The 25,805-nt window shown below is 41.8% G+C and carries 18 protein-coding genes, 1 rRNA gene and 1 riboswitch; of the genes, 9 read left to right on the forward strand and 10 right to left on the reverse strand.

Annotated elements, in window-relative coordinates:
* Window positions 1–29: 29 nt before the first annotated feature.
* Window positions 30–1,572 (reverse strand): 16S ribosomal RNA (locus PMI_RS13665).
* A gap of 617 nt (window positions 1,573–2,189) precedes the next feature.
* Here PMI_RS13665 and purH point away from each other — a divergent pair.
* Window positions 2,190–3,779 carry a bifunctional phosphoribosylaminoimidazolecarboxamide formyltransferase/IMP cyclohydrolase gene (gene purH / locus PMI_RS13670; RefSeq protein ID WP_012368501.1) on the forward strand — a complete coding sequence of 530 codons (1,590 nt, stop codon included), beginning with the start codon at window positions 2,190–2,192 and terminating at the stop codon, window positions 3,777–3,779.
* A gap of 12 nt (window positions 3,780–3,791) precedes the next feature.
* Window positions 3,792–5,081, forward strand: coding sequence for a phosphoribosylamine--glycine ligase (gene purD, locus PMI_RS13675; protein ID WP_012368502.1), 1,290 nt, complete (start codon window positions 3,792–3,794; stop codon window positions 5,079–5,081).
* Between the two features lie 23 nt (window positions 5,082–5,104).
* Here the strand turns inward: purD and PMI_RS13680 are convergent, their stop codons facing one another.
* From PMI_RS13680 to nudC, 6 genes are all read right to left on the reverse strand, one after another.
* A complete protein-coding gene (locus PMI_RS13680; RefSeq protein ID WP_004246923.1) occupies window positions 5,105–5,797 on the reverse strand; it encodes a DUF1481 domain-containing protein in 693 nt (230 codons plus the stop codon).
* A 14-nt stretch (window positions 5,798–5,811) separates the two neighbouring features.
* On the reverse strand, window positions 5,812–6,084 hold the full coding sequence (locus PMI_RS13685; protein WP_004246922.1) for an HU family DNA-binding protein: 273 nt from the start codon (window positions 6,082–6,084) through the stop codon (window positions 5,812–5,814).
* A gap of 190 nt (window positions 6,085–6,274) precedes the next feature.
* Entirely contained in the window at window positions 6,275–6,865 is a 591-nt protein-coding gene (locus tag PMI_RS13690; protein ID WP_004246921.1) for a YjaG family protein, read from the reverse strand.
* Window positions 6,866–6,939: 74 nt separating this feature from the next.
* Window positions 6,940–7,608, reverse strand: coding sequence for a deoxyribonuclease V (gene nfi / locus PMI_RS13695; protein WP_012368503.1), 669 nt, complete (start codon window positions 7,606–7,608; stop codon window positions 6,940–6,942).
* Entirely contained in the window at window positions 7,601–8,674 is a 1,074-nt protein-coding gene (gene hemE, locus PMI_RS13700) for a uroporphyrinogen decarboxylase (protein ID WP_004249140.1), read from the reverse strand. The genes nfi and hemE overlap by 8 nt, the downstream gene beginning before the upstream one ends.
* An 88-nt stretch (window positions 8,675–8,762) precedes the next feature.
* Complete coding sequence (nudC, locus tag PMI_RS13705) at window positions 8,763–9,548, reverse strand: NAD(+) diphosphatase (RefSeq protein WP_004246918.1); 786 nt, start codon at window positions 9,546–9,548, stop codon at window positions 8,763–8,765.
* A 147-nt stretch (window positions 9,549–9,695) separates the two neighbouring features.
* Here nudC and PMI_RS13710 point away from each other — a divergent pair, with 147 nt between their 5' ends.
* The 7 genes from PMI_RS13710 (at window position 9,696) to thiH (ending at window position 16,097) form a co-directional block, all read left to right on the forward strand.
* On the forward strand, window positions 9,696–10,376 hold the full coding sequence (locus PMI_RS13710; protein ID WP_012368504.1) for an HAD family hydrolase: 681 nt from the start codon (window positions 9,696–9,698) through the stop codon (window positions 10,374–10,376).
* Window positions 10,377–10,420: 44 nt separating this feature from the next.
* A riboswitch (TPP riboswitch) is annotated at window positions 10,421–10,543 on the forward strand.
* Between the two features lie 131 nt (window positions 10,544–10,674).
* On the forward strand, window positions 10,675–12,627 hold the full coding sequence (gene thiC / locus PMI_RS13715) for a phosphomethylpyrimidine synthase ThiC (RefSeq protein ID WP_004246916.1): 1,953 nt from the start codon (window positions 10,675–10,677) through the stop codon (window positions 12,625–12,627).
* Window positions 12,611–13,258 carry a thiamine phosphate synthase gene (gene thiE, locus PMI_RS13720; RefSeq protein ID WP_004249137.1) on the forward strand — a complete coding sequence of 216 codons (648 nt, stop codon included), beginning with the start codon at window positions 12,611–12,613 and terminating at the stop codon, window positions 13,256–13,258. Before thiC ends, thiE begins: the two co-directional genes overlap by 17 nt.
* A complete protein-coding gene (locus PMI_RS13725) occupies window positions 13,252–14,001 on the forward strand; it encodes a HesA/MoeB/ThiF family protein (RefSeq protein ID WP_012368505.1) in 750 nt (249 codons plus the stop codon). Before thiE ends, PMI_RS13725 begins: the two co-directional genes overlap by 7 nt.
* Window positions 13,998–14,198: a sulfur carrier protein ThiS gene (gene thiS / locus PMI_RS13730; RefSeq protein WP_004250087.1), complete on the forward strand. Its 201-nt coding sequence runs from the start codon at window positions 13,998–14,000 to the stop codon at window positions 14,196–14,198. Before PMI_RS13725 ends, thiS begins: the two co-directional genes overlap by 4 nt.
* Window position 14,199: 1 nt before the next feature.
* Window positions 14,200–14,979, forward strand: coding sequence for a thiazole synthase (locus PMI_RS13735; protein ID WP_012368506.1), 780 nt, complete (start codon window positions 14,200–14,202; stop codon window positions 14,977–14,979).
* On the forward strand, window positions 14,979–16,097 hold the full coding sequence (thiH, locus tag PMI_RS13740) for a 2-iminoacetate synthase ThiH (protein WP_004246910.1): 1,119 nt from the start codon (window positions 14,979–14,981) through the stop codon (window positions 16,095–16,097). Before PMI_RS13735 ends, thiH begins: the two co-directional genes overlap by 1 nt.
* Window positions 16,098–16,255: 158 nt before the next feature.
* Here the strand turns inward: thiH and PMI_RS13745 are convergent, their stop codons facing one another.
* From PMI_RS13745 to rpoB, 3 genes are all read right to left on the reverse strand, one after another.
* Window positions 16,256–17,224 (reverse strand): Rpn family recombination-promoting nuclease/putative transposase, encoded by a 969-nt coding sequence (locus PMI_RS13745; protein ID WP_012368507.1) that lies wholly within the window; start codon window positions 17,222–17,224, stop codon window positions 16,256–16,258.
* Window positions 17,225–17,417: 193 nt separating this feature from the next.
* Window positions 17,418–21,647 carry a DNA-directed RNA polymerase subunit beta' gene (gene rpoC / locus PMI_RS13750; protein WP_004246908.1) on the reverse strand — a complete coding sequence of 1,410 codons (4,230 nt, stop codon included), beginning with the start codon at window positions 21,645–21,647 and terminating at the stop codon, window positions 17,418–17,420.
* Between the two features lie 122 nt (window positions 21,648–21,769).
* Window positions 21,770–25,798 carry a DNA-directed RNA polymerase subunit beta gene (rpoB, locus tag PMI_RS13755; protein WP_004246906.1) on the reverse strand — a complete coding sequence of 1,343 codons (4,029 nt, stop codon included), beginning with the start codon at window positions 25,796–25,798 and terminating at the stop codon, window positions 21,770–21,772.
* Between the last annotated feature and the right edge of the window lie 7 nt (window positions 25,799–25,805).

Genomic DNA, 25,805 nt, shown 5'->3' on the forward strand with positions numbered 1-25,805 from the left:
AGCACTTCACATAACACGTATCTCTTAGGTAAGGAGGTGATCCAACCGCAGGTTCCCCTACGGTTACCTTGTTACGACTTCACCCCAGTCATGAATCACAAAGTGGTAAGCGCCCTCCCGAAGGTTAAGCTACCTACTTCTTTTGCAACCCACTCCCATGGTGTGACGGGCGGTGTGTACAAGGCCCGGGAACGTATTCACCGTAGCATTCTGATCTACGATTACTAGCGATTCCGACTTCATGGAGTCGAGTTGCAGACTCCAATCCGGACTACGACAGACTTTATGAGTTCCGCTTGCTCTCGCGAGGTCGCTTCTCTTTGTATCTGCCATTGTAGCACGTGTGTAGCCCTACTCGTAAGGGCCATGATGACTTGACGTCATCCCCACCTTCCTCCGGTTTATCACCGGCAGTCTCCTTTGAGTTCCCACCATTACGTGCTGGCAACAAAGGATAAGGGTTGCGCTCGTTGCGGGACTTAACCCAACATTTCACAACACGAGCTGACGACAGCCATGCAGCACCTGTCTCAGCGTTCCCGAAGGCACTCCTCTATCTCTAAAGGATTCGCTGGATGTCAAGAGTAGGTAAGGTTCTTCGCGTTGCATCGAATTAAACCACATGCTCCACCGCTTGTGCGGGCCCCCGTCAATTCATTTGAGTTTTAACCTTGCGGCCGTACTCCCCAGGCGGTCGATTTAACGCGTTAGCTCCAGAAGCCACGGTTCAAGACCACAACCTCTAAATCGACATCGTTTACAGCGTGGACTACCAGGGTATCTAATCCTGTTTGCTCCCCACGCTTTCGCACCTGAGCGTCAGTCTTTGTCCAGGGGGCCGCCTTCGCCACCGGTATTCCTCCACATCTCTACGCATTTCACCGCTACACATGGAATTCTACCCCCCTCTACAAGACTCTAGCCAACCAGTTTCAGATGCAATTCCCAAGTTAAGCTCGGGGCTTTCACATCTGACTTAATTGACCGCCTGCGTGCGCTTTACGCCCAGTAATTCCGATTAACGCTTGCACCCTCCGTATTACCGCGGCTGCTGGCACGGAGTTAGCCGGTGCTTCTTCTGCGGGTAACGTCAATTGACAAGGGTATTAACCTTATCACCTTCCTCCCCGCTGAAAGTACTTTACAACCCTAAGGCCTTCTTCATACACGCGGCATGGCTGCATCAGGCTTGCGCCCATTGTGCAATATTCCCCACTGCTGCCTCCCGTAGGAGTCTGGGCCGTGTCTCAGTCCCAGTGTGGCTGATCATCCTCTCAGACCAGCTAGAGATCGTCGCCTAGGTGAGCCTTTACCCCACCTACTAGCTAATCCCATATGGGTTCATCCGATAGTGCAAGGTCCGAAGAGCCCCTGCTTTGGTCCGTAGACATTATGCGGTATTAGCCACCGTTTCCAGTAGTTATCCCCCTCTATCGGGCAGATCCCCATACATTACTCACCCGTCCGCCGCTCGTCAGCAAGAAAGCAAGCTTTCTCCTGTTACCGCTCGACTTGCATGTGTTAGGCCTGCCGCCAGCGTTCAATCTGAGCCATGATCAAACTCTTCAATTAAAAGTGTTTGATGCTCAAAGAAATCGAAAACTTAGCTTATTCATTATATGAATTAACTTGTTAGTCACTCTTCAAGACTTGATACATCTAATTTTTTAGAAGATATCGTCTCTGCGAGTGCCCACACAGATTGTCTGATAATTTGTTAAAGAGCAGTGCAACTGTCGCTGCCGTTTCCGGTCTTCTGCGTTGTTGCGAGGAGGTGCATTCTACATCTTCCTCATTCAGTGTCAAGCGCTAATTTATTAGGCTTTTCACTTTTTATTTTGTTCTCTCAGCCAGTTCGCTTAGCGCCCTGTGCCGTGACAACGAGGACGCATTATAGGGAGTTTTCTGAGGCTGGCAATAGTTTTTTTAAGAAAAAAATTCGTTTGCTTAATTCCACAGCAAAACCCTTAGTTATACGCAGTTATCAACAATTTTATCCACAAGCCATCTTTTCCCACAAATTTAGCATGTCAAACGCAAACGTTTGCGTTATTATAATACCCAAATGAGTGAGATTGATTTTGTCTTCATCTTCTGAAATGTTAGTGGTGCAAACACAATTTCACTGTATCAACGTGACTTTTCATCACAATGACTACTGTTATACAAAAACCCAAGGGATAAAACTCATGCAACACCTTCGTCCTATCCGCCGTGCTCTTTTAAGTGTGTCTGATAAAGCAGGTATTTTAGAATTTGCGAAAGCGCTTGTAGAAAGAAATGTAGAACTTTTATCAACAGGAGGGACAGCGCGTCTATTAGCAGAAGCTGGCTTACCCGTTATAGAAGTCTCTGACTACACCGGTTTTCCAGAAATGATGGATGGTCGTGTAAAAACACTTCACCCTAAAGTACATGGTGGTATTTTAGGACGTCGTGGACAAGATGATACCATTATGGAGGAACATGATATTCGTCCTATCGACATGGTTGTTGTCAATCTTTATCCCTTCGCTAAAACAGTAGCCCATCCCGATTGCTCATTAGCAGATGCTGTTGAGAATATTGATATTGGTGGTCCTACCATGGTTCGTTCCGCAGCAAAGAACCATAAAGACGTCACCATTGTGGTTAATAGCAATGACTATGAAAAAGTGATTGAAGAAATGGACAATCACCAAAACAGTCTGACTTTAGATACACGTTTTGATTTAGCCATTAAAGCCTTTGAGCATACCGCAGCTTATGACAGTATGATTGCGAACTACTTTGGCCAAAAAGTTGCACCTTATTATGGTGATACTTCACAACCATCAGGAACCTTCCCTCGTACCTTAAATCTTAACTATATAAAGAAACAAGATATGCGTTATGGTGAGAATGCTCATCAGCAAGCGGCTTTCTATATAGAAGAGAATATTGAAGAAGCCTCTATCGCAACAGCAAATCAATTACAAGGTAAGGCACTCTCTTATAACAATATTGCCGATACTGATGCTGCATTGGAATGCGTGAAATCATTTTCCGAACCAGCTTGTGTTATCGTGAAACATGCAAACCCTTGTGGCGTTGCTATTGCGGACACTCTCACACAAGCATATGACAATGCATTTAAAACTGATCCAACTTCTGCATTTGGCGGTATTATCGCTTTCAATAGAAGCTTAGATGCAAAAACAGCAAGTGCCGTTATAGAGCGTCAATTTGTCGAAGTCATTATCGCGCCTTCTATTAATGAAGATGCTCTACCTATTTTAGCAACCAAACCTAATGTTCGTGTATTAGCCTGTGGTGAATGGCAAGAAGCTAAACCTGCACTTGATTTCAAACGGGTTAACGGAGGCTTATTAGTACAAGATCGTGATTTAGGTATGGTTAAAGAAGAAAACCTAAGGGTTGTCACGCAACGCCAGCCTAGTGAACGAGAATGGAAAGATGCGCTATTTTGCTGGAAAGTTGCAAAATTTGTGAAATCCAACGCAATTGTGTATGCCAAAAATGACATGACGATTGGCATTGGTGCGGGCCAAATGAGCCGAGTCTATTCTGCTAAAATAGCAGGGATTAAAGCGGCTGATGAAGGTTTAGAAGTGGCAGGTTGCGCCATGGCATCTGATGCATTCTTTCCCTTTAGAGATGGTATTGATGCGGCAGCTATGGCCGGTGTAACTTGTGTTATTCAGCCAGGTGGTTCTATTCGTGATGATGAAGTAATTGCAGCAGCTAATGAACACAATATCGCGATGATTTTTACTAACATGCGTCATTTTCGCCATTAATAAGGGATTGCTATGAAAATTTTAATTATTGGTAATGGTGGTCGTGAACATGCACTAGCTTGGAAAGCAGCGCAATCGCCTTTAGCAACCCAAGTGTTTGTTGCCCCCGGTAATGCAGGAACAGCATTAGAACATGGCGTACAAAACGTTGATATTAGTGCCACTGATATTGCCGCATTAGTTGCATTTGCCCAGCAAAATCACATTGATTTAACCATTGTGGGGCCTGAGGCACCATTGGTAATTGGTGTAGTAGATGCGTTCAAACAAGCGGGACTGATGATTTTTGGCCCCACCAAAGGTGCGGCACAACTAGAAGGTTCGAAAGCATTTACAAAAGATTTTTTAGCCCGCCATCATATCCCAACGGCAGCTTATCAAAACTTTACTGAAATAGCGCCTGCACTTGAATATCTCCATAAAGTTGGCACACCTATTGTGATTAAAGCGGATGGCCTAGCTGCGGGTAAAGGTGTCATTGTTGCCATGACACATACCGAAGCAGAAAATGCGATAAAAGATATGTTAGCAGGTAATGCCTTTGGTGATGCAGGACACCGTATTGTTATTGAAGAATTTCTTGATGGAGAAGAAGCCAGTTTTATTGTCATGGTGGATGGTGAAAATGTACTTCCGATGGCAACAAGTCAAGATCATAAGCGCGTCGGTGATGGTGACTCAGGCCCAAACACCGGCGGAATGGGGGCTTATTCTCCTGCACCGGTTGTTACTCCTGAAATCCACCAGCAAGTCATGGATAACATCATTTATCCAACTGTCAAAGGCATGGCTGCCGAAGGACATCGCTATCAAGGTTTTCTTTATGCAGGCTTAATGATTGATAAGCAAGGTATTGCCAAAGTCATTGAGTTTAACTGCCGTTTTGGCGATCCGGAAACGCAACCTATTATGATGCGCATGCAATCAGACTTAGTTGATCTCTGTTTAGCGGGTGCAAAAGGCGAACTAGCAGGTAAAGACTCCATTTGGGATCCCCGCCCCGCTTTAGGTGTTGTAATGGCCGCCGGTGGCTATCCTGATAACTACCGCCAAAATGATATTATTGAGGGACTAACAGCAACATCTTCTTCAACAGCTAAGGTATTTCAAGCAGGAACAAAATTAACGGCTCAAGGTGAAGTTGTTACAGCAGGAGGCCGAGTATTATGTGCAACTGCTTTAGGGGAAAATATCGAACAAGCTCAAAAGAATGCCTATGCTTTAGCCAACAGTATTCACTGGTATGGCTGTTTCTATCGCCATGATATCGGCTATCGTGCCATTGCGCGTTTAAAAAAGTAAGTTAAAACAGCAAAAGGGAGTGATCACAAACTCTCTTTTGTTGGTTCCCATTTACAAAAATCGTGTTCTGCAACCATTAACAACTGGTTACCTTCGGGGGAATCCAACCAAGCAACATAAGCGGGACGAGTTAGATGCTGTGTTCTACGTTTTAGCCAACGTTGTTCTGGTGCTTCAAATGATACATTCACTTTTTCACCCGCACATGTTGTCAATGTATCTTGATACCAGGTTCCTTGAACTAGCTTTACCTGACCTATTGCCAATGCCTTACTGATCTCTCGTTCTCGACTGGCTGCAAATACCATTTTTAAACGTTCATCTTCTGTTAATGGGCGCTTTTGTCCTTGATACTCTTGTTGCATAAAGATAACTTCGCCACGTTTATTTAAACGTAAATGCCAAGAGGAAGGATGGGAGGGATTAACGATTTCACTGCGAATTTGCCATAATCTATTTTGGCGGTACTCATAAAAAGTGACAACAGTTTCAGGCTTTTGATAAAAGCTATAGACACTCATAATCACTTGAGGCTCTGATGTTTTGTTATTTAAACGCCAAAGCCGCACAACCCCTTCATCTGCAATATAGCCCGTTGCAGAAAATTCGGGTAGTTGTGGAGAAGAAGAGCAGGCGCTGAGCAAAAAAGAGAACCCTATTGCTAACAGCCCCTGTCGTCTCAACAAAAGGGGAGCAACTCCCCCTCTATTGTTCATTCCGTTCAAAGGAATTATTTTACTGCGTCTTTCAGTGCTTTACCGGCAGTAAATGCAGGAACGTTAGCTGCTGCAATTTTAATTTCTTTGCCAGTTTGAGGGTTACGACCAGTACGCTCTGCACGGTGATTCACTTTGAATGTACCGAAACCAACTAACTGGACAGAATCACCTTCTTTCAGAGCACCTGTTACTGAGTCGATAAACGCTTCAATAGCAGCTTTTGCCTGAGTTTTTGTCAGATCCGCTTTTTCAGCAACTGATTCGGTTAATTCAGCTTTGTTCATAAAATAGTCCTTAAAGTATGTTTTATCGTTTGAAAAACATCTGGTGAAAAAACTTAATTCATCTTTTTTAGAGAGTCAGTTAAGCAAAACACCTGAGCCACTTCTTTTCGTACCCAATGTAGAACATACACGGGGGTAATGTGAAGTCTTTAAACGTCGCTTTTCAAGCACTAAATCACGTTTTTCTGATTTAGTGCGTTAATTCTATACCGATATTGCTCATTCCAGATTCGCGCAGGTCTGTACGCAGACCTTTTATTAGTTCAATATCTCTTTCTTCGCACTCAACAAGTAGGCGATAAATTTCCCATTGAATATCGAACTCTTCAGTGACCGCAGCAAGAGATTTTAATTCTTCTTCAGACATTTCTCTTTCTGCTTGTGTCATTTCAAGTGTAGCAACAGTTCCAACCGAAATTTTGCTCACTTCAATAGCATGACTGAGTGACTCACCACTTAAACGAGAATGAATAAGCTCACTCAGTGCCACACAGGCGTCGATTGCAGGATAGACACCATAAATATCAAACTGAGATGCATCAGGAATAGCTTCTTCTAATTTCTCTAATTGAGAATCAAAATTCACCTTCGCATCTTTTACCGTTAAAGTTTCCCAAACTAGATCGAGAATACGACGATACAGGGTTGGATCAGTAAATCCTGTTTCGCGACAAAATACCTGATAATTTGGATACATTCTCTCACACAGGCACGCCATAAACGTTAAGTGTTGCCAACTTTCAAGCTTTTCTAAACGTAAATGGATTGGGTTCTTCAACATTAGTGATTACTCATTTTCTTAACTTAGCCGCAGTTTACCTGAAAATTGAAAATATCCACATATTTACCGCCGATTTAGAGCTTATTCTTATTCAATTGCTCAAATAATCGCCTATTTGAGGCAATACCATCGGCCCAACGAGTCGGTTCAGGTAATCGATATCCATTTATACAGCGTTTTACCCACGCTAATGCACTCTCCATACTCACTTTATAGCCTGGAGAAATATATAAAGGTTTACATCTTTTTTTACTACGATAAATCCAACCTAACTGCTCATCCTTATCCATTAATTTTTCCGTACTTCCTACATCGTCGTCTAATTTTTTATCATCACCACATAAACGACTTTTTGCCACACCGATGGTTGGAATATCGGCTAAGAGTCCAAAATGACTTGCCACCCCTAACCGTCTAGGATGTGCGATCCCTTGACCATCAACAAAAACAAGTTGCGGTTTTTGCTTGATGCCCTGCCAAGCTTTTAATAACGCAGGACACTCACGGAATGAAAGGAGTCCGGGAATATAAGGTAGTAATGTTGCAATACGGGCTATTTGATATTCAACAATTTCAAAGGAGGGATAATGCATAACAACAATAGCGGCACGAGTGACCGCACCGCTATTTTCAAATCCGACATCGGCACCTGCAATATAAGTTGGTGCCATAAATTGGTCGGTTAAGATAATCTGTTGAGCTTTCTCTGTCTGCTCTTGACGTAATTGCTGAGTATTAATCATTATCCTGATGATAAGGCTTCGATAGACGGTGAACCGCATCAATAAATGCTCCAGCATGCGCTGGTGGAACATCTTGATGAATACCGTGCCCAAGATTAAAGACATGACCAGTACCTTTGCCAAAGCCAGCTAAAATCGTAGCGACTTCTTGTTCTATTCTTGCTGGTGGCGCATACAACATAGAAGGATCCATATTACCTTGTAAGGCAACCTTATCACCGACTCGACGGCGAGCATCTTCGATATCAATCGTCCAATCAAGTCCTAATGCATCACAACCTGTGGCTGCCATCGCTTCTAACCAACGCCCACCACCTTTAGTAAATAAGGTGACCGGAACTTTTCTGCCCTCATTCTCACGAATAAGACCATCAACAATCTTATGCATGTATTGTAATGAGAACAATTGATAATCGCGTCCTGTTAGCACACCTCCCCATGTATCGAAGATCATGATGGATTGTGCCCCTGCTTTAATCTGAGCATTCAAATAAAGGATAACGCTATCCGCCAGTTTATCCAGTAATAGATGCAGAGCTTGTGGCTCGCTATACATCATTTTTTTAATTTTTGTGAACGCCTTACTACTTCCACCTTCAATCATATAAGTAGCTAGTGTCCATGGACTACCTGAAAAACCAATTAATGGCACATTACCTTGCAATGCATGACGAATTGCACGTACCGCATTCATGACATAACCTAATTCATCTTCCGGATCGGGAATAGGTAATTTTTTTATATCATCAAGGCTATTTATCGGTGTTTTAAAACGAGGACCTTCCCCTGTTTCAAAATACAGACCTAATCCCATCGCATCAGGGATAGTTAAAATATCAGAAAATAGGATAGCGGCATCTAAAGGAAAACGTCTTAAAGGCTGTAAGGTAACTTCGCATGCCAATTCGGTATTTTTGCACAATGAGATGAAGTCTCCCGCCTGTGCTCGTGTTTCCTTGTATTCAGGAAGGTATCTGCCTGCCTGACGCATCATCCAAACAGGGGTGACATCAACAGGTTGGCGCAACAGCGCACGTAAATAGCGGTCGTTTTTCAACTCACTCATGTCTAACTCCATTAATAGTAATAGGGCCGCAAAATAGCGTGTAGTGTAACATGTTGGAAAAATAACAGTTGGCAGGCAACACCTTTATTTAGCTATTTTCTTCATCTTGTCTAATATTCGCTATCGTATCTTCTATTAAACGTCGCGCAATAGTATCAGAAGGTGGTATTTGTGGTAACTCATCATAGCGATACCATGCTGCACTGATTAATTCCGAAGGATCATGTCGTAACTCTCCCCCTGCATAATCGGCAAGAAAACCCATCATAAGAGAATGAGGGAAAGGCCATGGTTGTGAAGAAACATAACGAATATTGCGAATATGAATATGACTTTCTTCAAAAACTTCGCGAGCTACCGCATCTTCTAAGCTTTCCCCTACTTCAACAAAACCAGCTAAAACGGTGTAGAGTGGTGAATGTTTATGCCTAACATGGTGTGCTAATAGAATTTTATCTTTATTACGAATACCAACAATAATACAAGGTGCTATTTGTGGGTAATAACGCTCATGACAGTTATCACATAAACATGCCCATTCACTCTCACTATGGCGCATTTTAGCCCCACAATAGCCACAAAACCGATGAGAACGATAAAATTCAGCAAGTTGAACACCACGACCGACTAATTTAAATAACTTTTCATCTTGAGATGCGATAAGCCTTGGTGAACACATATCGCTTTCCATTTTGTCATAAATCAGCCAGACATTTTCTCCTTGCCATTCCCCAACAATTTTGGCTTGTTTACCCACAAGTCCCCAATCTGTTGCTAAACCAAATGGAAGTTCACCTTTGGGTAACCAAACTCGGCCGCCTAGGCTGACTGTCCACCAGCCTTTTTCACCACCTGTTAGCGTATATAAATGCATAGTAATAATTCTATCTTAGTTAATGATATACAATAGAGGATACTCTCTTTCACAAGAGCCGCTCAATGAATTATGTCGCTACGCCAAAATTCATCTATACCTCCATGGTAAAAATATAAATTGTATTTATAAATAAGGTTCACTCGAATGACAAACATAACGAAACATAAGATCGCTATTTTTGATTTAGATGAAACACTGTTAGCCGGAGATTCTAGCTGTTTATGGACAAATTACTTGTGGGAGAAAAAGAGAGTCACTGATCCTGCTTTTTTAGCTTTAGATAAACAAATGATCGCTGACTATTACGCAGAAAGGCTCAATATAAATAAGTACTTACACCAACATTTATCTTATTTTAATCAGCATAATATTGAAGAAATAAATCAATGGGTTACTGATTTTACTCATACCATAATCAAGCCATTGCTCTATCCTCAAGGCATTAATACTATAAACCTATACCGACAACAAAATATCCCCGTTATCATTATCTCTGCAACTATGTCTTTTCTGGTACATGCGATTGCAAAACAACTTAATGCTGATATTTCTATGGGCATTGATATGCAGATAAAAAATAATCATTATACAGGCCATATTGAGGGTATTCCTACCTTTAGAGAGGGTAAAGTCACTCGACTCAATCAGTGGAAAGAACAAAACAACATTAAGGATTCTTATATTTATTTCTATACTGACTCAGCCAACGATCTCCCTTTATGCTATCAAGCAAATGAGGTTATCACCATTAACGCCGATGAAAGATTAAGCCAAATAGCAACAGAAAAAGAATGGCAACAGTGCTACTGGCAGTTAAATAAATAATCATTATCGGGCTTGTAGTTTTTAAGATCTTTAATATACTGTGGGCATTCTTGTCGGAGTGCCTAGTGTTTATAAGGCTATTTTTAACACAGGCTGAGACCGTTAATTCGGGATCCGCGGAACCTGATCGGGCTAATACCCGCGAAGGGAACAAGAGTCATTCGACCTTTAGATAGCTTCATTGTGTCTATTTTTTACACTCTTATCTGTCGATACTCCCTGCGACCTCCAGACAAGCATTTTTCTCAATATTCACCCGACAAGCCTTGTGCTTGATTGATATTTATTAGGAAATGCTATGTCCAAAAATCAAACTATCTCTATTAAAGATGTTTCGCCCACTGCGAATAAACAGCGCCCACGTAAAGAACAACGCGATGCAGCGCAATCCTTTATTAGCACTATTCAAGGTATTAATTTTCCCAATTCAAAACGTATTTATATCACTGGTACTCGTTCAGATATTCAAGTGCCAATGCGTGAGATCCAACTTGATAAGACCCTGATCGGTGGCTCAAAAGAAGATCCTATTTTTGAAGAGAATGAACCTATTCCAGTCTATGACACTTCAGGGCCTTATGGTGATCCAACTTCTCAACTTGACGTTAATCTTGGCTTAAAAAAAATTCGCCAACCATGGATTGATGCGCGTAATGATACCGAACCTCTTTCACACTTAAGTTCTGATTTCACTCAACAACGCCTTACTGATGCAGGATTAGAACATCTACGCTTTCCGTTAAAACCCAGCCCTAGAAAAGCGCTAAATAATAAGAGAGTGACGCAATTACATTACGCTCGCAAAGGTATTATTACGCCAGAAATGGAATTTATTGCCATTCGAGAAAATATGGGGCGAGAACGTATTCGTAGCGAAGTATTACGCCAACAACATGCCGGATTTAGCTTTGGTGCACATTTACCTGACAATATTACGCCTGAGTTTGTACGCCAAGAAGTTGCTGCTGGTCGTGCCATTATTCCTGCCAATATCAATCACCCAGAATCTGAGCCGATGATTATTGGCCGTAATTTCTTAGTTAAGGTGAATGCTAATATCGGCAACTCTTCGGTTACCTCATCTATCGAAGAAGAAGTAGAAAAACTGATTTGGTCAACACGTTGGGGGGCCGATACCGTGATGGATCTGTCAACTGGACGTTATATCCACGAAACACGTGAATGGATCATCCGTAATAGCCCAGTCCCTATTGGTACTGTTCCTATTTATCAAGCTCTCGAAAAAGTTAACGGTATTGCAGAAGATCTCACTTGGGAAATGTTCCGTGATACTTTATTAGAACAAGCGGAACAAGGGGTGGATTATTTCACTATCCATGCAGGTGTCCTATTACGCTATGTTCCTATGACCGCAAAACGTTTAACGGGTATTGTCTCTCGTGGTGGTTCAATTATGGCGAAGTGGTGTTTATCACACCATAAAGAAAATTTCCTCTATACCCACTTCCGAGAGATTTGCGAAATCTGCACCGCTTATGATGTTTCATTATCATTAGGTGATGGTCTAAGACCTGGCTCTATCCAAGATGCTAACGATGAAGCACAGTTCGCTGAATTACATACCTTGGGTGAATTAACAAAGATTGCTTGGGAATATGATGTACAAGTCATGATTGAAGGCCCAGGTCATGTACCAATGCAGATGATACGTCGCAATATGACGGAAGAACTAGAGCATTGTCATGAAGCCCCCTTCTATACATTAGGCCCTCTAACAACTGATATAGCACCGGGCTACGATCATTTTACTTCCGGTATTGGCGCTGCAATGATTGGCTGGTTTGGCTGTGCCATGCTCTGTTATGTCACTCCGAAAGAGCATCTCGGACTCCCCAATAAAGAAGATGTGAAACAAGGTCTTATTACTTATAAAATCGCCGCCCATGCTGCTGATCTTGCCAAAGGACATCCCGGCGCGCAAATTCGTGATAACGCCATGTCTAAAGCCCGTTTTGAGTTTCGATGGGAAGATCAATTTAATCTAGCACTTGATCCTGAAACTGCCCGTCAATATCACGATGAAACCTTACCTCAAGCATCGGGGAAAGTCGCTCACTTCTGCTCTATGTGTGGACCTAAATTCTGCTCAATGAAGATAACACAAGAAGTGCGTGATTATGCAGCAGGTATGGAGCAGATGTCGCAAGCCTTTAAAGCCCATGGTAGTGAGCTATACCACAGTGCAGAAATAGCCAGTTCCGAGGTAGCTGATAATGAACAGATCCTCTAATTCGGCTTTTGCCCCAACCGAAAAAAAGTTGGGGCTTTACCCTGTTGTCGATTCTATTGAATGGGTTGAGCGCCTGTTGAAAATAGGTGTAACAACGATCCAATTACGCATCAAAGATAAACAGCCCAAAGATGTTGAACAAGATATAATCACTGCAATCAAATTAGGTCGTAAGTATAACGCAAGATTATTTATCAATGATTATTGGCAACTCGCCATTAAACATCACGCTTATGGTGTTCATCTTGGACAAGAAGATCTCGACATTGCCGATCTTGATGCTATTAAACAGTCAGGTTTATGCCTTGGTATTTCCACCCATAATGACACTGAACTACAAAGAGCAAAAAGGTTACTTCCCTCTTATATTGCTTTAGGGCATATATTTCCAACGACGACGAAAGATATGCCATCAAAGCCACAAGGTTTAAGAGCACTCAAACATCAAGTAGAACAAACTCATGATTTTCCAACCGTTGCTATTGGCGGGATCTCTCTAGAAAAAGTCTCTGATGTCGTAGCAACTGGCGTTGGTGGAGTTGCTTTAGTGAGTGCAATAACAAAGGCATCAGACTGGCAACAGGTAACACTTAAATTATTAGAATTAGTAGAGGGAAAACCATCATGCTAAATGATAATGATTTTATGCGTTATAGCCGACAAGTGATGTTAGAAGATATAGGATTAAAAGGGCAAACCAAAATACAGCAAGCCAGAGTATTAATTATTGGCTTAGGTGGGTTAGGCTCTCCAGCATCACTTTATCTAGCAGGTGCAGGAGTGGGTGAACTTATTTTAGTCGATGATGATAATTTGCATGTCTCGAATTTACAGCGTCAAATTCTCTATCGCACTCAAGATATCCCAGATGCAAAATCAGACATCGCCAAACAGGCTCTACTTGCCTTAAATCCTGACATTAAAATCACCACCTATAAACAACGTGTTAATGATGATTTTCCCTCTACGTTGCTTCAAAACATCGATTTAGTTTTAGATTGCACTGATAACATGAGCACTCGCCAAGCAATCAATCGTATCTGTGTTAAACAACAAATACCGCTTATTAGTGGCAGTGCCGTTGGATTTAGTGGTCAGTTGATCGTGTTTGAGCCCCCTTTTATTCATGGTTGTTACCACTGTCTCTATCCTGATAACAAAGAGCCACAACGCAATTGCCAAACAGCTGGAATTCTAGGCCCCGTTGTAGGGGTCATTGGTACTCTGCAGGCACTTGAAGCAATTAAGTTACTTGCAGGTTTACCAAGTACGTTAAGTGGAAAACTACGTCTGTTCGATGGTAGAAAACAAAATTGGAGCACCTTGCGCTTAACACCATCAAAAAACTGTCCTGTTTGTCGAGGGTTAGCATGAATATTACCGTAAATGACGAACGTTATTCTCTGGATATGCCTGTCACGATAAGCCAGCTCCTTATTGAGTTAAAACAACCCTCTATGGGGGTGGCACTCGCTATCAACGACATCATTATTCCGCGTGAAAACTGGAATACACAAATGATCAATGAGGGTGACACAATTCTTCTCTTTCAAGCAATTGCGGGAGGCTGATATGTTGAAAATTGCTGATACTACATTCACATCAAGGTTATTTACTGGTACAGGTAAATTTGCGACACCAACACTCATGGCTGAAGCCATTAAAGCCTCTGGTAGCCAATTAGTCACAATGGCAATGAAGCGTGTTGATTTAAAAAATGGCAATGATGATCTAATCGCCCCTCTTAAATCATTAGGGATAAAATTATTACCTAATACTTCTGGTGCAAAAACAGCACAAGAAGCCGTTTTTGCTGCACGATTAGCAAAAGAGGCCTTTGATACCCATTGGATCAAATTAGAAATTCATCCTGATACCAAATACCTACTTCCTGATCCAATAGAAACACTTAAGGCGGCTGAACTTCTTGTTAAAGAAGGTTTTGTGGTTTTACCTTATTGCAGTGCTGATCCGGTATTATGCCGTCGCTTAGAAGAGGTAGGATGCGCAGCTGTAATGCCGTTAGGTTCACCTATTGGTTCCAATCAGGGTTTACAAACTCGCGATTTTTTGCGGATTATTATTGAGCAAACCTCAATACCCGTTGTTGTTGACGCAGGTATTGGCGCACCAAGCCATGCTCTTGAAGCTTTAGAATTGGGTGCGGATGCTGTACTCGTTAATACCGCCATAGCCGTAGCTAAAAATCCAGTTTTAATGGCTCAAGCTTTTAAAGCTGCAATTGATGCTGGAGAGCTTGCTCGACAATCTGGACTGGCTGTACCGACTTCAATAACACATATGCAAGCACAAGCCTCTAGCCCATTAACCCAATATTTAGAGGCTTTCTAATGAAAACATTTTCTGATTATTGGCAACAATTAGATTGGGATGACATCACGTTAAGACTGAATAGTAAAACTTGTGAAGATGTTGAAACTGCTTTATCTCATCATACTTTAACGCTTGATGATTTTATGGCGCTGATCTCCCCTGCTGGCCGACATTATTTAGAGCCAATGGCACAACGTGCCCAGCAACTAACTCGACAACGTTTTGGTAATGTTGTCGGTTTATATGTTCCACTGTACCTCTCTAATTTATGTGCTAATGATTGCACTTATTGTGGCTTTTCAATGAGTAATGCCATCAAGCGCAAAACATTAAATGAAAACGAAATCCTTGCTGAATGTCATAGCATTCGGCAATTAGGTTTTGATAGCCTGCTACTCGTTACAGGAGAGCATCAAAGAAAAGTTGGTATGGATTATTTCCGTCAATATATACCGCTTATTCGCCAGCAGTTCAGTTTATTAATGATGGAAGTACAACCTCTGGCGACAAATGAGTACGCTGAATTAAAAACGCTCGGTATTGATGGTGTAATGGTTTATCAAGAAACCTATCATGAACCCACTTATCAGTTGCATCATCTAAGAGGAAAAAAACAAGATTTTCATTGGCGGTTACAAACCCCTGATAGATTAGGGCAAGCCGGCATTGATAAAATTGGTTTAGGTGCACTAATTGGTTTATCTGACAGATGGCGTACCGATTGTTATATGGTGGCTGAGCATCTGCTATTTTTACAAAAACGTTACTGGAAAAGTCGTTACTCTATCTCCTTTCCTCGTCTACGCCCATGTGCTGGTGGGCTTAATCCTGCATCGGTAATGAGTGAAGCAGAATTAGTTCAGTTGATTTGTGCTTTTCGTATTTTAGCCCCCGATGTTGAGCTTTCCCTTTCAACACGTGAATCGCCTTACTTTCGCGATAATACAGTACCTTTAGCCATCAATAATATCAGCGCTGGCTCTAAAACTCAGCCCGGTGGTTATTCTGATAGTCATGAGGAGTTAGAGCAATTTTCACCTAATGATAATCGTCATGTCAGTGATGTAATTAATGCTCTCAAAACACGAGGATTACAGCCTGTATGGAAAGATTGGGATAACTATTTAGGTCGTTAATAGAGATAAAATAATACCGCGTTTTAATTTATTTTTTTAATAAATATAATCGCGGTTTTATTACATAACACATAGTAATAAATAATTAAAAATAATATCAATACGTTAGATATAACAATAAATTTTTCTTAAAAAGATTAAGTTAACTAACTATTTCATTAGGTTAAAATCAATATTTTAAGTTCTTGTATACTTAAACCAGTTATTCGTTCAATAAATTCTAACTCAACGTTTTCTTTTAATAAGTTTTTTGCTAATTGTATTTGTACTATCTTTTTACCTATTTCTATACCTTCATTTTTACCTATTTCTATACCTTCATTTTTACCTATCTCTATCCCCTCCATTTTTCCTAATTTAAATCCTTTATTTTCTAACCGCCATGCAATATTCATAATCGTCTCTCTATGGTTATCTACTTGTTCAGCTATCTTATTTATGATGGATTCAAAATCCGCCGCATCCATAATTGAGAATAAATATTGTACAACAGCGATAGTGTCTTCATCACTGCAGTTTTTCTGATTTATCGCTTTTGAGAGAAGCATCGCTAACTTATCAAGATCATCGCAACTGTTCACATGTTTCATTGCAATTTCCATTACAGCGGCTTTTCTATGTGTTAATAAAATTTCATCATCAATTGAATTCAAATCAATTAATGCAAAATTATTAAGATAGAGTTGATTTGCCAATGTAGAAAGCGGAAAACAATCTAACCAATTGACAGAAAAAGGATAAGGTTTGCGTTTGCCATGATAAAACAAGATAGGAACAACCAACGGCAAAGATGTGTAACCTTGCTGTAGATGCTGATTCATAGTGCAAAACGCATAGTGCATCATACGCCAAGCGATCATTTTATCTGGTCGAGATTGGTGCTCAATTAAGAAATAAATTGAGATATTCCCCTTTTTGGTTTTCACTGAGTAGAGAATATCTGACATACGAGAACGTAATTTAATATCGATAAAAGAGGAATTTTGTAGCTTTAAAGTTGAAAAATCACAATAGCTTTTTAATTCGTCTGATAAATGGATAAAAAAGAAATCCTTAGCATTACTAATATTCATCATGAAGCGTTTGAATGCAGCATCATGAGAAGAAATTAAAAGAGGTTTATTCATCGCTGACTCCGTGCTAAATGTGGACCGCCAGCTTACAGAAAAAAATGACCTTTTACTTAGTAAAAAATCATCATAAATATCTGAAAAATATAAACTTAATTATTTAACTTACCTATGCAAGTATAAAAAAGAGCAAAAAAATACCCTCGATAACTATCGAGGGTATTTATATTTAAAACTAATGCAGTATCAATTAGTTATTTGATGAACCGCCGAAACCCGCATTCAGCAATTCTGCTAAGTTAGCAGAAGCTTCATCTGCACTGATTGTTGCTTCAGTTTCATCCGTTGGCAGTTGTTGTTGACGACGTTGGATACGATCCTGATGGTACGCAAAACCAGTACCTGCAGGGATCAGACGACCCACAATAACGTTTTCTTTTAAACCACGTAATTCGTCACGTTTACCTGCAACAGCAGCTTCAGTCAGTACGCGTGTTGTTTCTTGGAACGATGCCGCAGAGATGAAAGACTCAGTAGCCAGTGATGCTTTCGTAATACCTAATAGGTCACGAGAGTATGTTGCTGGTACTTTACCTTCTTCCTCTAAAATACGGTTCGAAACTTTAACACGAGCGTATTCAACTTGTTCACCTTCAAGGAATTCAGAACTACCGGCATTTTCGATAGTCACTTTACGTAGCATCTGACGAACGATAACTTCGATGTGTTTATCGTTAATCTTAACCCCTTGTAAACGGTAAACTTCCTGTACTTCATTAGTGATATAGCGAGTAACCGCATGAACACCACGTAAGCGCAGAATGTCATGTGGTGATTCTGGACCATCGGAGATAACATCACCGCGTTCCACAACCTCACCTTCAAATACGTTAAGTTGACGCCATTTAGGGATCATCTCTTCGTATGCATCGCTGCCATCTAATGGAGAAATAACTAAGCGACGTTTACCTTTCGTTTCTTTACCGAAAGAAACAATACCGCTGATTTCAGCAAGGATTGCAGGCTCTTTCGGACGACGAGCTTCAAACAAGTCAGCAACGCGTGGTAGACCACCGGTAATATCTTTAGTACCACCAGATTCTTGAGGAATACGTGCTAACGTATCACCCGCATTAATAGCAACACCATCATCTAATTGAACGATAGCTTTACCTGGCAGGAAGTACTGTGCCGGCATATCTGTATTCGGGATTAATACATCATTACCTTGTGCATCGGTGATGCGCAATGCTGGACGTAAATCTTTACCGCTACCAGTACGCTCTGCAGTATCCAGAACAACCAGTGAAGAAAGACCGGTTAATTCATCCGTTTGACGAGTAATGGTTTGACCATCAACCATATCAGCAAAACGGATAATACCAGAAACCTCACTCACCACAGGCATGGTATGTGGATCCCAGTTAGCAACTGTTTCGCCACCGTTGACAGCTTCGCCATCACCTTTCGATAATTGAGCACCGTAAGGTACTTTATAGCTTTCTTTCGTACGACCGAATTCGTCAATCAGACGTAATTCTGTATTACGAGAAGTAATCACTAACTTACCAGCAGTGTTGGTGATAAATTTCGCATTGATCAATTTCAGAGTACCTTTATTACGTACCTGAATGCTTGATTCTGCTGCCGCACGGGATGCCGCACCACCGATGTGGAACGTACGCATCGTTAACTGTGTACCAGGCTCACCGATTGACTGTGCTGCGATAACACCGATAGCTTCACCTTTGTTGATGATATGACCACGAGCAAGGTCACGACCATAACATTTAGCACATACACCAAAGTCTGTGTCACAGGTTACAACTGAACGAACTTTAACGCTGTCTACTGAGTTTTCTTCTAACAGATCACACAGTTTTTCGTTTAACAGCGTATTACGTGGAACAAGGATATCTGCAGTACCTGGTTTCAGGATATCTTCTGCCGTTACCCGTCCTAATACACGCTCACGCAGTGGCTCTTTAACATCTCCACCTTCAATGACCGGAGTCATCATTACACCTTCGGTTGTACCACAGTCGCTTTCTGTTACGACAAGGTCTTGTGCAACGTCAACTAAACGACGAGTCAAGTAACCGGAGTTTGCTGTTTTCAGTGCGGTATCCGCCAAACCTTTACGAGCACCGTGGGTTGAGATGAAGTACTGGAGTACGTTCAGACCTTCACGGAAGTTCGCAGTGATTGGGGTTTCGATAATGGAGCCATCTGGCTTAGCCATCAGACCACGCATACCCGCTAACTGACGGATCTGAGCTGCAGAACCACGAGCACCGGAGTCAGCCATCATAAAGATGCTGTTGAAGGAAACTTGTTGTTCTTCTTCACCATCACGGTTGATCACAGTTTCTGTAGACAGATTTTCCATCATCGCTTTAGCGACGCGTTCATTCGCAGCAGCCCAAATATCGATGACTTTGTTGTAACGTTCACCCGCTGTTACCAGACCGGATTGGAACTGTTCCTGAATTTCTGCAACTTCTGCTTCTGCCTCGGCAATGATCTCTGCTTTTTTCGCAGGGATAACCATGTCATCGATACCTACTGAAGCACCAGAACGTGCTGCGTAAGCAAAACCGGTATACATGATTTGGTCAGCAAAAATAACTGTTGGCTTTAAGCCCATTACGCGGTAGCAGGTATTCAGCATTTTAGAAATAGCTTTTTTACCTAATGGTTGGTTAACCAGTGCGTAAGGTAGGCCTTTTGGTACAATCATCCATAAAATAGCACGACCAACTGTAGTGTCTTTTAAGCTAGTTTCAGTGGTGATATTACCTTCGCCATCTTTGATCTCTTCAGTGATACGTACTTTAACACGCGCGTGTAAAGAGGCTAAACCTGCGCGATAAACGCGTTCAGCTTCTTTTGGACCACTTAACACCATGCCTTCACCTTTGGCATTGATGCAATCACGAGTCATGTAGTAAAGACCTAATACCACGTCCTGTGAAGGAACGATAATTGGGTCACCACTTGCTGGAGACAGAATATTGTTAGTTGACATCATCAACGCGCGAGCTTCTAACTGCGCTTCTAATGTCAATGGAACGTGAACCGCCATTTGGTCACCATCGAAGTCGGCGTTATATGCCGCACAAACGAGTGGGTGTAACTGAATAGCTTTACCTTCAATCAGGATTGGTTCAAACGCCTGTATACCTAAACGGTGAAGTGTCGGTGCACGGTTTAGCATAACTGGGTGTTCACGGATAACTTCATCTAAGATATCCCAAACTACCGCTTCTTCACGCTCAACCATTTTTTTAGCGGCTTTAATTGTTGTCGCTAAACCACGGGTTTCCAGTTTTCCGTAAATAAATGGTTTGAATAATTCAAGTGCCATTTTTTTCGGCAGACCACACTGATGCAGACGCAGGTATGGACCAACGGTGATTACAGAACGACCAGAATAGTCAACACGTTTACCTAACAGGTTTTGACGGAAACGACCTTGTTTACCTTTGATCATATCAGCCAAAGATTTCAGAGGACGTTTGTTAGAGCCTGTAATTGCACGACCGCGACGACCGTTATCTAATAACGCATCAACAGACTCTTGTAACATACGTTTTTCGTTACGTACGATAATGTCTGGAGCTGCTAAATCTAGCAGGCGTTTTAAACGGTTATTACGGTTGATAACGCGACGATATAAATCGTTCAAGTCAGAAGTCGCAAAACGACCACCATCAAGTGGAACCAGTGGACGTAAGTCTGGTGGTAACACTGGCAGTACAGTTAAGATCATCCACTCAGGTTTATTGCCTGATTGCATGAATGCTTCAAGTAACTTGATACGTTTAGTCAGTTTCTTACGTTTAGTTTCAGAGTTAGTCTCATTTAACTCTTCACGCAGCGTTTCACACTCTTGTTCCAGATCCATGCTCTGTAACAAGTTCTGAACAGCTTCAGCACCCATCTTCGCATCAAATTCATCACCGAATTCTTCTAATGCATCGAGGTATTGCTCTTCTGTTAAGATTTGGCCACGTTCAAGGCTGGTCATACCACCTTCAACAACAACATAAGATTCAAAATACAGTACACGTTCAATATCGCGCAGTGGCATATCCAACAGCAGACCGATACGGGACGGCAGTGATTTCAAGAACCAGATGTGCGCCACTGGAGAAGCTAATTCGATGTGACCCATACGTTCACGACGAACTTTAGTTTGTGTGACTTCAACGCCACACTTCTCACAGATAACACCACGGTGTTTTAAACGTTTGTATTTACCACACAAACATTCGTAATCTTTTACTGGTCCGAAAATACGGGCACAGAAAAGGCCGTCACGTTCTGGTTTGAACGTACGGTAGTTAATTGTTTCTGGCTTTTTAACTTCACCAAATGACCATGAACGGATCATATCAGGTGATGCCAGAGCAATTTTGATCGCATCAAACTCTTCGGTCTTGGTTTGCGCTTTCAGAAACTTTAATAAGTCTTTCACGAAATGGCTCCTGTCGGAGTTAGACCTGCCAGGCAAATGACCCCTGTCATTCACCCCTTTAAACCAGTGTAGTCACTGTTTAGCAGACTGCCATATTTAGCAGTCTGCTTTCATGGAATACGTTATTCGTCTTCCAATTCGATGTTGATACCCAGTGAACGGATCTCTTTCAACAATACGTTGAACGACTCAGGCATACCTGGTTCCATCTGATGGTTACCATCAACAATGTTTTTGTACATTTTGGTACGACCGTTAACGTCATCCGACTTAACAGTAAGCATTTCTTGTAGCGTGTAAGCCGCACCGTATGCTTCCAGTGCCCATACTTCCATCTCCCCGAAACGCTGTCCACCAAACTGTGCTTTACCACCAAGAGGTTGCTGAGTAACTAAGCTGTACGAACCGGTAGAACGGGCGTGCATCTTGTCATCAACTAAGTGGTTCAGTTTCAGCATGTACATGTAACCTACAGTTACTGGACGTTCGAATTGTTCACCTGTACGACCATCGAAAAGTGTAATCTGACCAGAAGTTGGAAGATCTGCTAATTTCAGCATCTCTTTAATTTCCATCTCTTCTGCACCATCGAACACAGGTGTTGCAGTTGGCATACCTTTTTTCAGGTTTTCAGCCAAACGTAACACTTCTTCATCACTGAAGGTGTCCAAATCAACTTTCTGACGAGGTGCCATACCCAGATCATAAGCTTTCTGGATAAATTCACGTAACTTAGCCACTTCTTGTTGCTGTTTCAGCATCGCATTGATTTTATCACCGATACCTTTAGCAGCCATACCCAAGTGAGTTTCAAGGATCTGACCAATGTTCATACGTGATGGTACACCCAGTGGGTTCAGTACGAGGTCAACAGGATTACCGTTTTCATCGTATGGCATGTCTTCAATTGGGTTAATCTTAGAGATAACACCCTTGTTACCATGACGACCCGCCATCTTATCACCAGGTTGGATCTGACGTTTAACAGCCAGATAAACCTTAACAATCTTCAATACACCCGGTGCTAAATCATCACCTTGAGTGATCTTACGACGCTTAGCTTCCAGTTTCTTCGCGAATTCAGCTTTCAGTTCATCATACTGTTCAGCTAATTGTTCTAACTGGTTTTGCTTCTCTTCATCAGCAAGACCCAGTTCTAACCAACGTTCACGAGGTAGTTTATCTAATTTGTCAGCTTCAATACCGCCGGCAATCAGAACGCCACGAATACGTGCAAAAAGACCCGCTTCAAAGATACGTAACTCTTCTGTTAAGTCTTTTTTAACTTCACGTAATTGCGATTCTTCGATTTCTAATGCACGTTTGTCTTTTTCTACGCCATCACGGGTGAAGACTTGTACATCAATAACTGTACCAGATACACCGTTAGGAACACGCAGAGAAGAATCTTTAACATCAGATGCTTTTTCACCGAAGATAGCACGTAGCAGTTTCTCTTCTGGAGTCAGTTGAGTTTCACCTTTCGGTGTTACTTTACCTACCAGAATATCACCGCCTTTCACTTCAGCACCGATATAAACGATACCTGATTCATCCAGTTTAGATAACGCAGCTTCACCAACATTAGGAATATCTGCAGTGATCTCTTCAGGCCCTAACTTAGTATCACGAGACACACAAGCAAGTTCTTGAATATGGATAGTTGTGAAACGGTCTTCTTGAACAACACGCTCAGATACAAGGATGGAGTCCTCGTAGTTATAACCATTCCATGGCATAAATGCCACGCGCATGTTTTGACCTAATGCAAGTTCACCAAGGTCTGTTGATGGACCATCGGCAAGTACATCACCACGTTCAACAGGTTCACCTAAAGAAACACAAGGTGTTTGGTTAATACATGTGTTTTGGTTAGAGCGGGTATATTTAGTTAAGCTGTAAATATCAATGCCTGCTTCACCAGCATAAGTCTCATCTTCGTTTACTTTGATAACGATACGAGAAGCATCAACATACTGAACAGTACCACCACGTTTTGCTACCGCAGTAACACCGGAGTCAACCGCTACAGCACGTTCCATACCTGTACCTACCAGTGGTTTATCACCACGAAGTGTAGGAACAGCCTGACGTTGCATGTTCGCACCCATCAATGCACGGTTGGCGTCATCGTGTTCAAGGAATGGGATCAGTGAAGCACCGACAGAAACAACCTGTTGAGTTGAAACGTCCATGTACTGAACTTGATCACGACTAAATAAACTTGACTCACCTTTATGACGGCAAGTTACTAATTCTTCTACGAAGTGGCCATCATCATCTAATACGGAGTTAGCCTGAGCAATGATGAAGTTACCTTCTTCAATTGCAGACAGATAGTGGATTTCATCTGTTACAGCGTTGTTTTCTACAACACGGTAAGGCGTTTCTAAGAATCCGTACTCGTTAGTCTGTGCATAAACAGATAATGAGTTAATCAGACCGATATTTGGACCTTCAGGTGTTTCGATTGGGCACACACGACCATAGTGAGTTGGGTGTACGTCTCGAACTTCGAAGCCTGCACGTTCACGAGTCAGACCACCAGGGCCTAATGCAGAAATACGACGTTTATGGGTAATTTCTGACAGCGGGTTATTCTGATCCATAAACTGCGATAACTGGCTAGAGCCAAAGAACTCTTTAACTGCAGCAGAAATCGGTTTTGCATTGATCATATCTTGTGGCATTAATGCATCAAGATCACCTAAAGATAGACGCTCTTTAACTGCACGCTCAACACGCACCAGACCAACACGGAATTGGTTTTCAGCCATTTCGCCAACAGAACGAATACGACGGTTACCTAAGTGGTCGATATCATCCACTTCACCTTTACCATTACGGATATCAATCAGTTTTTTCATCACTTCAATGATATCTTCTTGGCTTAAGATGCCAGAACCTTCAACTTCTTCGCGACCTAAAGAGCGGTTGAACTTCATGCGACCAACCGCAGAGAGATCATAACGATCTTCTGAGAAGAATAAGTTCTCAAATAAGTTTTCTGCCGCTTCGCGAGTTGGTGGTTCACCAGGACGCATCATGCGATAGATTTCAACTAATGCGCTTAAACGATCGTTGGTAGGATCGACGCGAATAGTTTCTGAAATATAAGCACCATGATCTAAATCGTTGGTAAACAGTGTTTCGATGGTTTTATGACCAGCTTGACTTAAGCGAGCTAACACATCTAAAGAGATTTCCATGTTAGCAGCACAAATCAATTCACCTGTCGCTTCATCAATATAGTCACGAGCCACTACTTTACCTGCGATGTATTCAACAGGTACTTCGATGCGCTCAATTTGTTCTTTTTCTAACTGACGAATATGACGAGCAGTAATACGGCGACCTTTTTCGACATAAACTTTGCCGTTTGCTTCAATATCAAATGAAGCTGTTTCACCACGCAGACGCTCAGGAACTAACGTCATCATCAGTTTATTATTACTGATTTCAAACGTTGTTTTCTCGAAGAACAGATTTAAGATGTCTTCGGTGCTGTAGTTCATTGCGCGTAAAATGATAGTCGCTGGTAATTTACGACGACGGTCAATACGGACAAAAAGATTATCTTTAGGGTCGAATTCGAAGTCTAACCATGAACCACGATAAGGAATAATACGTGCGTTATACAGTACTTTACCTGAAGAGTGCGTTTTACCTTTATCGCTATCAAAGAACACACCAGGGCTACGATGTAACTGGGACACAATAACACGCTCAGTACCATTGATAACAAAAGTACCATTATCGGTCATTAATGGGATTTCACCCATATAGACTTCTTGTTCTTTGATGTCTTTAACGGTGCCTTCTGGGGCTTCACGTTCATAAATGACCAGACGCAGTTTTACACGTAATGGTGCAGAATAAGTTACACCACGGATCTGACATTCTTTAACATCAAAAACAGGCTCGCCAAGGCGGTAGCTGACATATTGCAGTTCAGCATTGCCGCTGTAGCTTTGGATTGGAAATACGGAACGGAAAGCCGCTTCCAGCCCATTTTGACCATCAGGATCTTGCTCGATAAACTTCTGGAACGAGTCAAGTTGGATAGAAAGGAGATAGGGAACATCCAGAACTTGTGGACGTTTACCAAAATCCTTACGAATACGTTTTTTCTCGGTATAGGAGTAAACCATAGGGTTC

Origin of the sequence: Proteus mirabilis HI4320 (assembly GCF_000069965.1) — a bacterium.
GTDB lineage: Bacteria > Pseudomonadota > Gammaproteobacteria > Enterobacterales > Enterobacteriaceae > Proteus > Proteus mirabilis.

Excerpts from the sequence above, each read along its gene's own strand:
- purH (WP_012368501.1), top strand. The coding sequence starts at position 2,190 with ATGCAACACCTTCGTCCTATCCGCCGTGCTCTTTTAAGTGTGTCTGAT.
- purD (WP_012368502.1), top strand. The coding sequence starts at position 3,792 with ATGAAAATTTTAATTATTGGTAATGGTGGTCGTGAACATGCACTAGCT.
- PMI_RS13680 (WP_004246923.1), bottom strand. The coding sequence starts at position 5,797 with ATGAACAATAGAGGGGGAGTTGCTCCCCTTTTGTTGAGACGACAGGGG.
- PMI_RS13685 (WP_004246922.1), bottom strand. The coding sequence starts at position 6,084 with ATGAACAAAGCTGAATTAACCGAATCAGTTGCTGAAAAAGCGGATCTG.
- PMI_RS13690 (WP_004246921.1), bottom strand. The coding sequence starts at position 6,865 with ATGTTGAAGAACCCAATCCATTTACGTTTAGAAAAGCTTGAAAGTTGG.
- nfi (WP_012368503.1), bottom strand. The coding sequence starts at position 7,608 with ATGATTAATACTCAGCAATTACGTCAAGAGCAGACAGAGAAAGCTCAA.
- hemE (WP_004249140.1), bottom strand. The coding sequence starts at position 8,674 with ATGAGTGAGTTGAAAAACGACCGCTATTTACGTGCGCTGTTGCGCCAA.
- nudC (WP_004246918.1), bottom strand. The coding sequence starts at position 9,548 with ATGCATTTATATACGCTAACAGGTGGTGAAAAAGGCTGGTGGACAGTC.
- PMI_RS13710 (WP_012368504.1), top strand. The coding sequence starts at position 9,696 with ATGACAAACATAACGAAACATAAGATCGCTATTTTTGATTTAGATGAA.
- thiC (WP_004246916.1), top strand. The coding sequence starts at position 10,675 with ATGTCCAAAAATCAAACTATCTCTATTAAAGATGTTTCGCCCACTGCG.
- thiE (WP_004249137.1), top strand. The coding sequence starts at position 12,611 with ATGAACAGATCCTCTAATTCGGCTTTTGCCCCAACCGAAAAAAAGTTG.
- PMI_RS13725 (WP_012368505.1), top strand. The coding sequence starts at position 13,252 with ATGCTAAATGATAATGATTTTATGCGTTATAGCCGACAAGTGATGTTA.
- thiS (WP_004250087.1), top strand. The coding sequence starts at position 13,998 with ATGAATATTACCGTAAATGACGAACGTTATTCTCTGGATATGCCTGTC.
- PMI_RS13735 (WP_012368506.1), top strand. The coding sequence starts at position 14,200 with ATGTTGAAAATTGCTGATACTACATTCACATCAAGGTTATTTACTGGT.
- thiH (WP_004246910.1), top strand. The coding sequence starts at position 14,979 with ATGAAAACATTTTCTGATTATTGGCAACAATTAGATTGGGATGACATC.
- PMI_RS13745 (WP_012368507.1), bottom strand. The coding sequence starts at position 17,224 with ATGAATAAACCTCTTTTAATTTCTTCTCATGATGCTGCATTCAAACGC.
- rpoB (WP_004246906.1), bottom strand. The coding sequence starts at position 25,798 with ATGGTTTACTCCTATACCGAGAAAAAACGTATTCGTAAGGATTTTGGT.